At 72.1% G+C, this 13,412-nt stretch carries 12 protein-coding genes; 7 read left to right on the top strand and 5 right to left on the bottom strand.

The window, feature by feature from the left end:
* Window positions 1–5: 5 nt before the first annotated feature.
* Entirely contained in the window at window positions 6–989 is a 984-nt protein-coding gene (locus COA17_RS06665) for a bile acid:sodium symporter family protein (RefSeq protein ID WP_066485613.1), read from the bottom strand.
* A gap of 131 nt (window positions 990–1,120) precedes the next feature.
* On the opposite strand from COA17_RS06665, the gene dld reads away from it, so the two are divergent.
* Both dld and msrB read left to right on the top strand, forming a co-directional pair.
* Entirely contained in the window at window positions 1,121–2,800 is a 1,680-nt protein-coding gene (dld, locus tag COA17_RS06660; protein ID WP_096611118.1) for a D-lactate dehydrogenase, read from the top strand.
* Window positions 2,801–2,864: 64 nt separating this feature from the next.
* A complete protein-coding gene (msrB, locus tag COA17_RS06655; RefSeq protein ID WP_096611116.1) occupies window positions 2,865–3,308 on the top strand; it encodes a peptide-methionine (R)-S-oxide reductase MsrB in 444 nt (147 codons plus the stop codon).
* Here msrB and COA17_RS06650 read toward each other — a convergent pair.
* From COA17_RS06650 to COA17_RS06635, 4 genes are read right to left on the bottom strand one after another with little or no spacing between them, the layout of a single operon-like run.
* A complete protein-coding gene (locus tag COA17_RS06650) occupies window positions 3,293–4,294 on the bottom strand; it encodes a DUF2891 domain-containing protein (RefSeq protein WP_096611114.1) in 1,002 nt (333 codons plus the stop codon). The two genes, msrB and COA17_RS06650, sit on opposite strands and share 16 nt — an antisense overlap.
* Window positions 4,291–5,196 carry a 5-oxoproline transporter, DUF979 family subunit gene (locus COA17_RS06645; protein WP_096611642.1) on the bottom strand — a complete coding sequence of 302 codons (906 nt, stop codon included), beginning with the start codon at window positions 5,194–5,196 and terminating at the stop codon, window positions 4,291–4,293. The genes COA17_RS06650 and COA17_RS06645 overlap by 4 nt, the downstream gene beginning before the upstream one ends.
* Window positions 5,193–5,861 carry a DUF969 domain-containing protein gene (locus COA17_RS06640; protein WP_096611112.1) on the bottom strand — a complete coding sequence of 223 codons (669 nt, stop codon included), beginning with the start codon at window positions 5,859–5,861 and terminating at the stop codon, window positions 5,193–5,195. The genes COA17_RS06645 and COA17_RS06640 overlap by 4 nt, the downstream gene beginning before the upstream one ends.
* A complete protein-coding gene (locus COA17_RS06635; RefSeq protein WP_096611110.1) occupies window positions 5,861–9,442 on the bottom strand; it encodes a hydantoinase B/oxoprolinase family protein in 3,582 nt (1,193 codons plus the stop codon). The genes COA17_RS06640 and COA17_RS06635 overlap by 1 nt, the downstream gene beginning before the upstream one ends.
* 101 nt (window positions 9,443–9,543) lie before the next feature.
* Between COA17_RS06635 and COA17_RS06630 the strand changes: the two genes are divergently transcribed.
* The 5 genes from COA17_RS06630 (at window position 9,544) to COA17_RS06610 (ending at window position 13,403) form a co-directional block, all read left to right on the top strand.
* Window positions 9,544–10,110 carry a hypothetical protein gene (locus COA17_RS06630; RefSeq protein WP_096611108.1) on the top strand — a complete coding sequence of 189 codons (567 nt, stop codon included), beginning with the start codon at window positions 9,544–9,546 and terminating at the stop codon, window positions 10,108–10,110.
* A 118-nt stretch (window positions 10,111–10,228) separates the two neighbouring features.
* Entirely contained in the window at window positions 10,229–10,534 is a 306-nt protein-coding gene (locus COA17_RS06625) for a hypothetical protein (protein WP_066489838.1), read from the top strand.
* 13 nt (window positions 10,535–10,547) lie between these two features.
* Entirely contained in the window at window positions 10,548–11,267 is a 720-nt protein-coding gene (locus tag COA17_RS06620) for a hypothetical protein (RefSeq protein WP_096611106.1), read from the top strand.
* 5 nt (window positions 11,268–11,272) lie between these two features.
* Window positions 11,273–11,548 (top strand): hypothetical protein, encoded by a 276-nt coding sequence (locus tag COA17_RS06615; protein WP_066489835.1) that lies wholly within the window; start codon window positions 11,273–11,275, stop codon window positions 11,546–11,548.
* 31 nt (window positions 11,549–11,579) lie between these two features.
* Complete coding sequence (locus tag COA17_RS06610) at window positions 11,580–13,403, top strand: DUF885 domain-containing protein (protein ID WP_096611104.1); 1,824 nt, start codon at window positions 11,580–11,582, stop codon at window positions 13,401–13,403.
* The last annotated feature ends 9 nt before the right edge of the window (window positions 13,404–13,412 follow it).

The following is a 13,412-nucleotide window of genomic DNA, read 5'->3' as shown; positions in this document are numbered from 1 at the left end:
GCGGGTCAGTCCGCGTCGGCGGGCGCCGCGGCGCCCAGCCGGCGCGCGATGACCGCGCAGGCGATCAGCTGGATCTGGTGGAACAGCATCACCGGCAGGATCGCGAGGCCCACCTGCGCGGCGGGGAACAGCACGCCTGCCATCGGCACCCCCGCCGCCAGGCTTTTCTTCGACCCGCAGAACAGCAGCACGATCGCATCGCCGCGCGGCAGCCGCAGCGCCTTCGCGCCATACCAGGTGACCGCCAGCACCACCGCCAGCAGCGCCGCGCACAGTGCCAGCAGCATCGCCAGATCGCCGCCCGTCACCCGGCGCCACAGCCCGTCCGCCACCGCCGCGCCGAACGCGGTATAGACGACCAGCAGGATCGACCCGCGATCGACCGTCGTCACCAGCGCCCTGCGCCGCGCGATCCACGCGCCGACCAGCGGGCGCATCAGATGCCCGATGACGAAGGGCGCGAGCAGCTGCAGCACGATCCCCTCCGCCTGCGCCAGCGAGACATGCGCCTGCCCGGCGCCGGCCATCCCCTGCATCGTCAGCGCGACCAGCGCGGGGGTGAGGACGATCCCGGCGAGGTTGGAGAAGGACGCGCTGCACACCGCCGCGGCGACATTTCCGCGCGCGATCGAGGTGAAGGCGATCGACGACTGGACGGTGGACGGCAGCAGCGTCAGGAACAGGAACCCGCCCGCCAGCGTCGGCGCCAGCAGCGGCAGGTGCGCGACCGCGATCCCCAGCAGCGGGAACAGCGCGAAGGTGGTGGCGAACACCGCCAGGTGCAGCCGCCAGTTGCGAAGTCCCTCCACGATCGCGTCGCGCGACAGCCGCGCGCCGTGCAGGAAGAACAGCAGCACGATCCCGGCATCCGCCGCCCATCCGAACACGATCGCCGCACGCCCGACCGGCGGCAGCAGCGAGGCGAGGAGGACGGTGCCGAGCAGCATCAGCACGAACGGTTCGAACACGGCGAGGATGCGACGCACCATCAGCGCCGCCGGATCTGGGCGATGGTCATGCCGGTCGCTGTAGGGACGCGGGCCGCGAATGTCTTGCGGTTATACCGCGCGCCGTGGCCGCGCCCTTGATGCCGGGCGGGGGCGGCGCCACAAGAGTGCGCATGACCCGACCATCGCCGGACCCCGATGCGCTGCTGACGCGCCTGCGCGCGATCGTCGGGCGGCGGCACCTGTTGACCGGCGAGCGCGCGACCGCGCGGTTCCGCCACGGCTATCGCACCGGCGCTGGCGCGGCGCTCGCGGTGGTGCGGCCGGGCAGCCTGGTCGAACTGTGGCATGTCGCGCAGGCGTGCGTCGCCGCCGACGTGTCGATCATCATGCAGGCCGCCAATACCGGGCTGACCGGCGGATCGACCCCCGATGGCGACGATTATCCCGGCGGGGTAGTGATCGTCGCGACGATGCGGATCGCGGGGCTGCACCTGATCCGCGATGCGGGCCAGGTGGTGTGCCTGCCGGGGACGACGCTGGACGCGCTGGAAAAGGCGCTGGCGCCGCTGGGGCGCGAACCGCACAGCGTGATCGGATCGTCGTGCTTCGGGGCGTCGGTGATCGGGGGCGTGTGCAACAATTCGGGCGGGTCGCTGGTGCGGCGCGGCCCCGCCTATACCGAGCTGGCGCTGTACGGGCAGGTCGGCGCGGACGGCGTGCTGCGGCTGGTCAACCGGCTGGGCATCGCGCTCGGCGATACGCCGGAAGAGGTGCTGGCCCGCGTCGAGCGCGGCGATTTTTCCGATGCCGACGTGGCGGCCTGCGATACGGCGCGCGCGCACGACCATGATTATGCCGCCCACGTCTGCGCGATCGATGCCGAGACGCCGGCGCGCTTCAACGCCGACCCCCGACGCCTGCGCGAGGCGGCGGGGAGCGCGGGCAAGCTGATCGTGTTCGCGGTGCGGCTGGATACCTTCCCGGTCGAGCGCGACACCGCCACCTTCTATATCGGCACCGGCGATCCGATGGCGTTGACCGCGCTGCGCCGTGCGATCCTGTCGCGCCCCGAACTGCTGCCGATCGCGGGCGAATATATGCACCGCACCGCGTTCGACATCGCCGACCGCTACGGGCGCGACATGTTCGCGGTGATCGAGCGGCTGGGCACCGCGCGGCTGCCGGCGTTGTGGGCGGCCAAGGGGCGGGTCGATGCGTTGCTACCCGGGGCGGCGGACCGGTGGATGCAGCGAGCGGGACGCCTGCTGCGCGATCATCTGCCGCTGCGGATGCGGGCGTTCCGCGACCGGTATCCGCATCACCTGATCCTGAAGGTGCCGGGCGCGGCGGCGGCGGCGACGCGCGCGCTGCTGGACGAGACGATCGGCGCCGACGGCTGGTTCGCGTGCGACGCGATCGAGGCGAAGAAGGCGTTCCTCCACCGTTTCGTCGCGGCGGGGGCGGCGGTGCGATACCGCGCGGTGCATCGCGACACGGTGGAGGATATCGTGGCGCTGGACGTCGCGCTGCCGCGCAACGCGCGCGACTGGACCGAGACGCTGCCGGCCGATCTGGCGGCGGAGGTTATCCACACGCTGTATTACGGGCATTTCTTCTGCCACGTGTTCCACCAGGATTATATCGTGCGGCGCGGCACCGATCCGGTGGCATTCGAACACCGGCTGTGGACGCTGCTGGACGCGCGCGGGGCGGAGTATCCTGCCGAGCATAACGTCGGGCATCTGTATCGCGCCAAGCCCGCGCTGGCGGAATTCTATCGCACGCTTGACCCGCGCAACCAGCTGAACCCCGGCGTCGGGCAGTTGCCGCGCGGGCGGGAGTGGCGCTGAGCGGCGTTGGGCGGGGCGCTGGGGCTTCCTATATCGCGCAGCGACGGACCATTCGGAGAAGACGATGACCGATTATCGCAAGACTGACGAGGCGCTGGCGCGGCTGACGCCCGAGCAATTTTATGTCACGCAGCAGAGCGGGACCGAGCGCCCCGGCACAGGCGAGTATCTGCACAACCACGCGGCTGGCATCTATGTCGACGTGGTGTCGGGCGAGCCGCTGTTCGCGTCCGCCGACAAGTACGAATCGCATTGCGGCTGGCCGAGCTTCACCAAGCCGATCGAGCCGGCGAACGTCAACGAACTGTCCGACCGCAGCCACGGCATGGTGCGCACCGAGGTGCGCTCCGCGCATGGCGACAGCCATCTGGGGCATGTGTTCGAGGACGGGCCGCGCGATCGCGGCGGCCTTCGCTATTGCATCAATTCCGCCGCGCTGCGCTTCGTGCCCAAGGAGGACATGGAGGCCGCGGGCTATGGCGCCTATCTGGATCAGGTAGAGGGCTGATCGAGTGCGAGCAGCGCGAAGGTCGCCAGCCAGTGTTCGCCCATATAGTCGTCGCCCAGGTGCGGCAGGCTGGCGGCGAGATGGTCGGCGGCCGCCGCCTGCGCGCGCGCGGCGACCGGATGCGCCGGGCCGAGCGCGGCGGCGATCGTGCGCCAGCACCACGCGCGGCTGAGGTTCAGCCCGTCGAGGTGCGCGATCTTCCCGTCCGACCGGTCCGAGACGATCGCGGGGGTGAACAGCGTCGCCGGCTCCCCCGTGGCGACGCGCGGCAGGAAGGCATCGAACCAGTCGCGAAAGGCGGCGGCATCGAGCACGCGGCTCATCACCAGCGCCTCACACAAGGCGGGTGACAGGAATTCGTCGCCGCCCGGTTCCCACGCCTGGCAATCGCGGTCGTTGGCGAACCAGCCGGTGGCGGCATCGGCGATGGGCACGCGCAGGGCCGGATCGTGGCGCCCCGCCCAGTCCCACGCCAGCGTCAGCGCGAAGCCGGTGTTGAAATGCGTGCCGACGCGCAAGGGATAGGTGAGCCGCGGCAGGAACGCGCGAAACCGCGCCGCGATCAGCCGCGCGAGCGGGGTCAGCGCGGCCGCCCAGGGGGCGTCGTGGCGGCTCGCCTCGTCATGCAGCGCCAGCGCCCAGGCCCAGCCATAGGGGCGTTCGAACCCCGCCGCGCCGGGGCGTTCGAAATAGGCGATCTCGGCCGCGATTCCCTCCGGCGTCAGCATCGCGTCGGCGCGGGCGCGGATCGCGGGCGCGGCGTCCATGTCGGGGACGCGACGCGTTAGGCGCAGCAACTGCCACCAGCCGTGGACGCAGCTGTGCCAGTCGAGGCTGCCGTAGAAGACAGGGTGGAGCGCCGACGGCGGCTGCGCGTCCTGCGGCCCGTTCAGGACATGCACCAGCACATTGGGATATTCGCGGCCGACATGCCCCAGCGTGAGGGCGGCGAAACGCTGCGCCAGCGCGCGGTCGAGCATCGTCATGCGATCATCGCGTACAGCAGCGCGGCATTGAACGCGAGCAGCGGGATCGCGGTGGGCAATTGCGCGCGGATCACGCCGTAACGGTCCTTCAGGTCGAGCAGCGCGGCGGGCATCAGGTTGAAGTTGGCGGCCATCGGCGTCATCAGCGTGCCGCAGAAGCCCGCCAGCATCCCTACCGCCGCGACCACCGCCGGATCGCCGTCCGCGCCGCGGATCAGCAGCGGCACGCCGACCGCCGCGGCCATCACCGGAAAGGCTGCGAAGGCATTGCCCATCACGATCGTGAACGCCGCCATGCCCAGCGCATAGGCCAGCACCGCGCCCGCGACGTTGCCGGCCGGCACGACCGCGCCGACCAGCTCGCCGACCACCCCGCCGACCCCGGCGAGCGCGAACACCGCGCCCAGGCTGGCCAGCATCTGCGGCATCACCGCGACCCAGCCGATATCGTCGATCAGCCGCCGTCCGGCGACGAACGGCTCGGCCGGGCGCGCGTTCAGCAGGGCGAGGCACAGCGCCAGCGCGATCAGCGTGCCGCACGTCACCGCCACCAATGTCGCCTGTTTCGGGTCGACCAGCCCCGGCAGCTGCTTGAACAGCAACGTGCCCGCCAGCGCGGCGGCGGGGATCACCAGCGCAGGGACGAACACGCGCGCGCCGTGGCGCGCGGCGGGCGGCGGGGCGGGATCCGCGCGGCGCATCCGGCCCGAGGCGGCGATCGCGACCAGCGCGAGCACCAGCAGGCCGTTGGCGATATCGCCCAGCCGGTCGCCGATCAGGAAGGACGCCGCGATCAGCGCATGGAAACCGGCGTTGGCCAGCCGCCGGTCGCGCAGCGCCAGCACCGCGAAGATCGCGAACACCGCGCCGGCGATGCCATAGACCAGGTTCAGCCCGATCATGCCGCCGGCCTTTTTCGCGCCAGCCGCCGGTCGAGCCACATCAGCCGCGCGCCGTGGATCGCGAAGGCGGCGATCGCGGTGGGGATCGCCCACACCGACAGCTGGAACGGTTCCAGCACGATGCCATAGCCGTCGAGCACGCCCTTCATCAGCAGGATCGACCCGATCGCGATGAAGATATCCTCGCCGAAGAACAGCCCGATATTGTCGGTGGCGGCGGCCATCGCCTTGACCCGTTCGGTCGCGGCATCGTCGGTCGCGCCCTGGCGTTCCGCCGCGGCCTGCGCCATCGGGGCGACCAGCGGGCGGACGGTCTGCGCCGGCCCGGCGACCGAGGTGAGGCCCAGCGCGGCGGTCACCTGACGGAACAGGAGGTATCCGGCCAGCAGCCGCCCCGCGGTGGCGCCGCGCAGCCCCGCGACCAGCCCGCGCGCGCGCTCCTGAAGCCCGCGCCGTTCCAGCAAACCGATGACCGGTAGCACCATGTAGATGGCGGTGACGTAGCGGGTTTCGTTGAACGCATGGCCGAAGGTGGCAAGGATGCGCAGCGGGTCCAGCCCCGCCGCCCAGCCGGTGACCGCGGCGGAGGCGACGATCACCAGCAGCGGGTTGAACCGCAGCAGGAAACCGCCCGCGATGACGGCGATGCCGGCCAGCACCAGCATCAGCGCTGGCCCGCCGCGCCGTAACCGCCGCCGCCGGGGGTTTCGATGACGATGACGTCGCCCGCCGCCATCTGCGCCGTGGCGGTCGCCGCCAGCGGCTCGATGCGGCCGTCGGCGCGCTCGATGCGGTTGGCGCCGGTCTGCCCGTCGGCGCCGCCCGCCAGCCCGAACGGCGCGACGCGGCGGCGGTTGCTGAGGATGCCCGCGCGCAGCGGCGCCAGGAAGCGCAGCCGCCGTACCGCCCCGTCGCCCCCGCGCCATTGCCCGTCGCCGCCCGATCCGCGTCGGATCGCGAAGCGTTCGACCAGCACCGGATAGCGCGTCTCCAGCACCTCCGGGTCGGTCAGGCGGCTGTTGGTCATGTGCGTCTGGATCGCATCGGCGCCCGCATGACCCGGGCCGGCACCCGCGCCGCCGGCGATCGTTTCGTAATATTGATAGCTGTCGTCGCCGAACGTCAGGTTGTTCATCGTCCCCTGGCTGCCCGCCATCGCACCCAGCGCGCCGAGCAGCGCATCGGTGACGACCTGGCTTACCTCGACATTGCCGGCGACCACCGCGGCGGGAAAGCGCGGGTTGAGCATCGATCCGTCGGGGACGAGGATCGTCACCGGGCGCAGGAACCCTTCGTTGAGCGGCACCGGTTCGTCGACCAGCAGCCGCAGGACGTAGAGGACCGCCGCGCGCGTCACCGCCAGCGGCGCGTTGAAATTGGTGGGGCGCTGTTCGCTGGTGCCGGTGAAGTCGATCGTCGCATGGCCCGCCGCGCGATCGATGCGCACCGCCACCTCGACCGCGGCGCCGTCGTCCAGTTCGTAGCGGAAATGCCCGTCCGACAGGGTCGCGATCATCCGCCGCGCCATCGCCTCGGCATGCGACTGGACATGCGCCATGTAGCGGGTGACGACCCCCGCGCCCTGCCGTGCCGCCAGGTCGCGCAGCCCCGCGGCACCGCGCGCGCACGCCGCGACCTGCGCCGCCAGATCGGCGATATTCTGGTCGATGTTGCGCGCGGGGTGCGGGCCGCCCGCCAGCAGGTCACGGATCGCGGCTTCGCGCATCGCGCCGTCGGCGACGACAGCCACGTCGTCGAACACGACGCCCTCGTCCGCCAGCGTGCGGCTGTCGGGGGGCATTGATCCGGGAGTGGTGCCGCCGACATCGGCATGATGGCCGCGCGCGGCGACGAACCAGGCGGGCGCGTCGCCGCCGGCGAACACCGGCATGATGACGGTGATGTCGGGCAGGTGCGTGCCGCCGCGATAGGGATCGTTGAGGGCATAGACCTCGCCATCGCGCATCGTGCCGGCGCGCGCGGTGATGACGGTGCGGATGCTTTCGCCCATCGACCCCAGATGCACCGGGATGTGCGGCGCATTGGCGACCAGGCCACCCTCGGCATCGAACAGCGCGCACGAAAAGTCGAGCCGTTCGCGGATGTTGACCGACGCGGCGCTGCGCTGGAGCGCGGCGCCCATCTCCTCGGCGATGCCCATGAACAGGCCGGAGAAGATTTCCAGCCGCACCGGATCGACCGTGTCGTCGGCGGCACCGTCGCGCGCGGCGGCGGCGCGTTCCAGCAGCAAGGTGCCGTCCGCCAGTACGCGCGCGCGCCAGCCCGGTTCGACCACCACCGTCGATACCGGATCGATCACCAGCGCCGGGCCGGCCAGCATCGCCCCCGCCGCCAGCGTGTCGCGCGCGTGCACGGCCACCTGCCGGTCCGCGCCCGCCAGATACATGGCGACATGGTCGAGCGGCGCGGCGCTGGTCGCGGGCAGCGCGGGGGCGGGCAACTGGCGGTCGTCGGCGCGCGCGATTGCCTCGACGCGCAGCCGCTCGACCACCAGCGCATCGTCAGAGACGAAGCCGAACCGCTGGCGATGCGCGGCGGCGAAGGCATCGCGCATCGCATCGGCGTCGCCCCATGGCACCTCGATACTCTGGTCGTTGCGCGCGTAGCGCAGCTGCGCCTGCACGGCGACGTCGACCGCGCCGGCAGCGACGCCCTGCGCCGCCAGCGCGGCGACCGCGGCATCGCGCAGCCCCGCCAGTGCGGAGGCGAGCGCGGTGTCGCCCAGCGGCAGTGCGACGGTCGCCTCGCGCACGATGCTGCGATCGGCCAGCCCGATGCCGACCGCGGACAGGACGCCGGCCAGCGGGTGGATCAGCACCTGTGTCATCCCCAGCGCGTCGGCGACCAGACAGGCATGTTGCCCGCCCGCGCCGCCGAAACAGGCGAGCGCATAGCCGGCCGGATCCTCGCCGCGCGCCACCGATACCGCGCGGATCGCGCGCGCCATGTTGGCGACCGCGATCGCCACCAGCCCCTCCGCCGCGGCGGCGCGGGTCATCCGCTGGCCGGTGGCGGCCGCCACCTCGTCGAGCAGCGCGTCGAGCGCGGCTTCGGACGCGGCGCGATCGGGCGGCAGGTTGCGGTCGGGGCCGAACAGCGCGGGGAAATGCGCAGGCTGAATCTTCCCCAGGATCAGGTTGCAGTCGGTGACGGTCAGCGGCCCGCCGCGCCGGTAGCAGGCCGGGCCGGGATCCGCCCCCGCCGATGCCGGGCCGACCAGCAAGCGCCCGCCGTCGAAGCGGCAGATCGACCCGCCGCCCGCCGCGACGGTATCGATCCGCATCATCGGCACCGCGACGCGCACCCCCGCGAGCACCGCGTCGGAGCGGCGATCGTACTGGCCGGCGTAGAGCGACACGTCGGTGGAGGTGCCGCCCATGTCGAACCCGATCACCCGGTCGAAGCCCGCGCCGGCGGCGGTGCGCACCATGCCGACGATTCCGCCCGCCGGGCCGGACAGCAGCGCGTCCTTGCCCCCGAACGCGCTGCCGGCGACCAGCCCGCCGCTCGACTGCATGAACAACAGCCCGCGATCGGCGCAGGCGCTTCCCAGCGACGTTTCCAGCCCGTGGACATAGCGGCGCAGCACCGGCGACAGATAGGCGTCGGCCAGCGTGGTATCGCCACGCGCGACCAGCCGGATCAGCGGCGCGGTGCGGTGGCTGACCGATATCTGCGTGAAGCCGGCCGCCGCCGCCAGATCGGCGAGCGCGGCTTCATGCGCGGGGTGGCGCCAGCCGTGCATCAACACGATCGCGACCGCGCGCAGCCCGGCGGCATGAGCGCGCGCGAACGCCGCCGCCGCGGCATCGTGGTCGAGGGGAATGAGGACGCTGCCGTCCTGCGCGACGCGCTCGTCGATCTCCACCACGTCGGCGAACAGTGGCGCGGCGCGGCGGATGTCGCGCGCGAAGATATCGGGCCGGTCCTGATAGCCGATGACCGGCGCATCGCCGAACCCGCGCGTGATCGCCAGCAGCATCGGTTCGCCGCGCCGTTCCAGCAGCGCGTTGGTGGCGATGGTGGTGCCGATGCGGATGTCGGCGGGGGGAAGGGGGCCATCGGCGATGCCGGTCAGCTGGCGGATCGCGGCCTCCGCCGCGTCATGCGCGTGATCGGGGTCTTCGGACAGCAGCTTGGCGGTCGCCCAGCTGCCGTCGGGGCGGCGCGCCACCACATCGGTGAAGGTGCCGCCGCGGTCGATCCAGAAATGCCAGGAGCTCATCCGCGCTGCATGTCATCGATCGCCTCCCACCGCCAGACCCGCCGCCAGTGGCCAGCCCGGCGGCGGCGCGTTAAGGGCCGGGAACGAAGGAGGCATCGTCCATGGCAAGGTTGCGCGATCGTCTGCTGGCCCTCGGGCTGGCCATGGGCAGTGCCGCGAGTGCCGTGGCGGCACCGGCGACGGTCGCGGGGTGGACGGTCGCGCCCGCGGAGGATGGCGCGGGATGTTTCGTCACCCGCACCTTCGACCGGGCGGGCGAGACGACGGTGCTGCTGGGGCTGGACCGTGACGGGAGCAACCGCCTGTCGGTGCTCAACGCCAACTGGTCGATCCGCGCGCGCGAGCGGGTGAGGCTGACGTTCCGGCTGTCGAAGGCGGCCTATCCGCGCCATGCCGCGATCGGCATCGCGGCCGATGGCAGGCAGGGGTTCGTGACGACGTTCGGCAAGGACTTCCCGGCGCAGTTCGCCGCGACCCGCACGCTGGACATCGCGCGCGGCGACGTGCCGGTCGAGCGGCTGGCGCTGGACGGCAGCGGTGCGGCGGTGGCGGCACTGCGCCGCTGCGTCGCCGCGCTGGCCGGCAAGCGCGGCGCGGAACGCCAGCGCGACGGCGCGATTCCGCGCGATCCGTTCGCGCCATCCGCGGGCCGCGAGTCGCGTCGCTGACGTCCGCCGCGGCGAACGGCTGGCCGGAGAAGATGCACGGACGGTCACAATCCGCATTGTTGCCCCGCCACGGCTCGGCTTGGTTGTTACGACTGGTTAACCATTACGGAAAACAGTCATGTATCGTACTGCGTCCAAGCTTGCCCCGATCGCCGTCCTGGCGGGGGCCGTCGCCCTCGGCGGCTGTGCCACCAAATCCTATGTCCGCGAACAGATCGCGCCGGTCAGCCAGCGCGTTGATTCGCTCGAAACGCGGCTCCAGGCGACCGACGCGACCGCCAAGTCCGCGCTGGCCGAGGCACAGGCGGCATCGCAGCAGTCGCAGGGCAACGGGCAGCGGCTGGACCAGCTGAATGGCCGCGTCGACAGCGTGGAGCAGCGGTTGCAGGCGCAGGAATCGCGCCCGAAGCGTCCGCGCCACTGATCGCGGCGCAGGAATGATCCGGCATCCCACGATGCTCGGCTGGATGATGGCCGGGGCGGCAGCGTTCGCCCCGGCCATTGCCATGGAGGCGGCCGACGCCGCGCCGCGTCGGACGCCCAAGGCAGCGGCCCGGCCCGCGCCGGCCACCGCGCCCGCCATCCTTCCGTCGGAAGGCGCCGCGCGCGTCGCCGAATGGATCGCGGCGGCGAAGGACAATCACGGCCTGCCCTATGCCATCGTCGACAAGCTGTCGGCGGCGATCTTCCTGTTCGATGCCAAGGGGCGTGCGCTGGCGGCCGAGCCGGTGCTGATCGGCATCGCGCCGGGCGACGATGCCACGCCGGGCGTCGGTGCCAAGACACTGGCGCAGATTGGCCCGGCCGAGAAGACCACGCCCGCCGGCCGCTATCTGGCGCGGTTCGGACTGGCGCTGGGGCGCGAGCGGATTCTGTGGGTCGATTATGCCAATTCGGTCGCGATCCATCCGATCCCTGCCGATGCCGCGCGATCGGAGCGGCGGCGCGAGCGGATGCTGTCGCCGACGCCCGACGACAACCGCATCACCTTCGGCTGCATCAACGTGCCGCGCGCCTTCTACGCGAAGACGCTGTCGCCCGCGTTCCGGCGCAAGGGCGGCTATGTCTACGTCATGCCCGATACCAAGCCGCTGGAGGCGGTGTTCCCCCGGTTGCGCGTTCAGGCGCTGGCGATGTCGCAGCACAGCGGCGACTGACCGCGGTGGCGCGGCGCAAACGCTACCTGACCGCGACCTTGCCCGACGGCTATGTCAAGACGATCGGGCCGACCGCGGCGCCGTTCACGCATTACTGGCGGATCGTCGCGGTGCTGGAAAACGGCGCCACCGAGGTGTTCTGGGGCCATGAAGCGTCGCTGAAGGAGGCGCGCGGCAAGCGCGAGGCGGCCGCCGATGCGGCGCGCCAGCGCGGGTGGCGGCGCTATGACTTCGATGTCGTCGAACTGACCGAGGACAGCGCGCCGCCCGCGCGGGTTTGACCGGCCCGGCGGCGCGGCTAAGCTGCGCGGGATGACGCACTTTCGGCCTTCGCGGCGCGACACCCTGACCGGCCTGGCGGCCGGTGCCCTGCTGACCCATCTGCCCGCACGCGCGCAGGCCCCGGCGGGGGAGGCGGCGGCGCTGCTCGACCGGCTGGCATGGCAACTGCTGGAGCTGCAGCCGGGCGATGCGACGCGGCTGGGCGTCGACACCGGTGCGCATGCGGCGCTGCGCGGGCGACTGGAGGATCGCTCGCCCGCCGGAATGGAGAAGCGGCGCCGCTTCGTGGAGGACGGCATCGCCGCGCTGGCCAAAGTGTCGCGCGCGGGGCTGGACCCCGCGACGCAGACCAGCCTGGCGGTGGTCGACAGTGCGCTTGCCACCGCGCGCGACGGCATGGCGCTGCCCTATGGCGTGGCGACGATCGGCGACTGGCGCAACACCCCCTATGCGGTGGTCCAGAACGTCGGCGCATGGCTGGACGTGCCGCAGTTGCTGGAGGGCGACCAGCCGGTGCGCGATGCCGCCGATGTCGACGCCTATCTGGCGCGGGTCGAGGGGATGGCGGCGCAGCTGGACGGGGAAACGGTGCGGATTCGCGCCGCGCGCGGGCAGGGACTGGTGCCGCCATCGTTCCTGCTGGACCGCACGATCGAAGGGATCACGCGGACGATCGCGGAGGCGGGAGCGGACGACGGTCCGCTGGTCGGCCCGCTACGGCGCAAGGGCGCGGCGCTGGGCGGCGACGGCCCCGCGCGCGCGGCACGGATCGCACGGACCGTGGTGGTCCCGGCACTGGAGCGCCAGCTGGCGGAGATCCGCGCGCAGCGTGCGGTCGCCACCGATGCGGCGGGGATGGGCGCGCGGCCGCATGGCGCGGAATGGTATGCCTGGGGCCTGCGCGCGGGCACGACGACGCGGCGCAGCCCGCAGGAGATCCACCGCATCGGCATCGAGCAGGTCGCGGCGCTGCAGGCGCAGATGGACGTCATCCTGAAGGGCTTCGGACTGACGCAGGGCAGTGTCGCCGAGCGCGCGATCGCGTTGCAGCGCCGCCCCGGCATCGCCTTTCCCGACGGGGACGAGGGGCGGCGGCAGATCGTCGCCTATATGCAGGGCAAGATCGACGCGATTCGCCCGAAGCTGCCGCGTGCCTTCCGGCGGCTGGTGGCGGGGCGACTGGAGATCCGGCGGATGCCCGCCGCGCAGGAAGCGGGCGCACCCGCGGCCTATGGCGGGCCGGGGTCGCTCGACGGGTCGATCCCGGGGCGCGTGTGGGTCAATCTGGGCGATCCGTCGATCCACAACCGCGTCACCATCCCCGATCTGGTGTTTCACGAAGGGATCCCCGGCCATGTGTGGCAGGGCGAATATGCGCAGCAGCTGCCGCTGATCCGATCGATCCTGGCGTTCAACGCCTATTCGGAGGGCTGGGCGCTCTATGCCGAGCAGCTGGCCGACGAACTGGGGATGTACGACAGCGATCCGGCCGGGCGGTTGGGGTATCTGATGGGACTGTCGTGGCGCGCGGTGCGGCTGGTCACCGACACCGGCATCCATGCGATGGGCTGGTCGCGCGAGCGCGCGCTGGCCGCGTTCGTCGCGGCCACCGGCCTGCCCGACAGCAATGCGCGCAGCGAGATCGACCGCTACTGCGCCTGGCCCGGTCAGGCGTGCGGGTACAAGCTGGGGCAGATCGAGATCAACGCGCAGCGCGACCGCGCCAAGGCGGCGCTGGGCGCGCGTTACGACCTGCGCGATTTCGACCAGGCGGTGGTCGACGGCGGCAACGTGCCGCTGGACGTGCTGGCGCAGAATGTCGGCCGTTACATCGAGGCGCGCCGCGGGGGGTGACACCCCCGC

This window comes from Sphingomonas ginsenosidimutans (assembly GCF_002374835.1).
Classification (GTDB): Bacteria; Pseudomonadota; Alphaproteobacteria; order Sphingomonadales; family Sphingomonadaceae; genus Sphingomonas; species Sphingomonas ginsenosidimutans.
Note: the sequence above shows the minus strand (reverse complement) of the source record. Positions and strands in the feature narration are given on the sequence as shown.

Coding starts and splice junctions, on each gene's coding strand:
- COA17_RS06610 (WP_096611104.1), top strand. CDS start 11,580: ATGACGCACTTTCGGCCTTCGCGGCGCGACACCCTGACCGGCCTGGCG.
- COA17_RS06625 (WP_066489838.1), top strand. CDS start 10,229: ATGTATCGTACTGCGTCCAAGCTTGCCCCGATCGCCGTCCTGGCGGGG.
- COA17_RS06650 (WP_096611114.1), bottom strand. CDS start 4,294: ATGACGATGCTCGACCGCGCGCTGGCGCAGCGTTTCGCCGCCCTCACG.
- msrB (WP_096611116.1), top strand. CDS start 2,865: ATGACCGATTATCGCAAGACTGACGAGGCGCTGGCGCGGCTGACGCCC.
- COA17_RS06635 (WP_096611110.1), bottom strand. CDS start 9,442: ATGAGCTCCTGGCATTTCTGGATCGACCGCGGCGGCACCTTCACCGAT.
- COA17_RS06620 (WP_096611106.1), top strand. CDS start 10,548: ATGATCCGGCATCCCACGATGCTCGGCTGGATGATGGCCGGGGCGGCA.
- dld (WP_096611118.1), top strand. CDS start 1,121: ATGACCCGACCATCGCCGGACCCCGATGCGCTGCTGACGCGCCTGCGC.
- COA17_RS06645 (WP_096611642.1), bottom strand. CDS start 5,196: ATGATCGGGCTGAACCTGGTCTATGGCATCGCCGGCGCGGTGTTCGCG.
- COA17_RS06640 (WP_096611112.1), bottom strand. CDS start 5,861: ATGCTGGTGCTGGCCGGCATCGCCGTCATCGCGGGCGGTTTCCTGCTG.
- COA17_RS06630 (WP_096611108.1), top strand. CDS start 9,544: ATGGCAAGGTTGCGCGATCGTCTGCTGGCCCTCGGGCTGGCCATGGGC.
- COA17_RS06665 (WP_066485613.1), bottom strand. CDS start 989: ATGGTGCGTCGCATCCTCGCCGTGTTCGAACCGTTCGTGCTGATGCTG.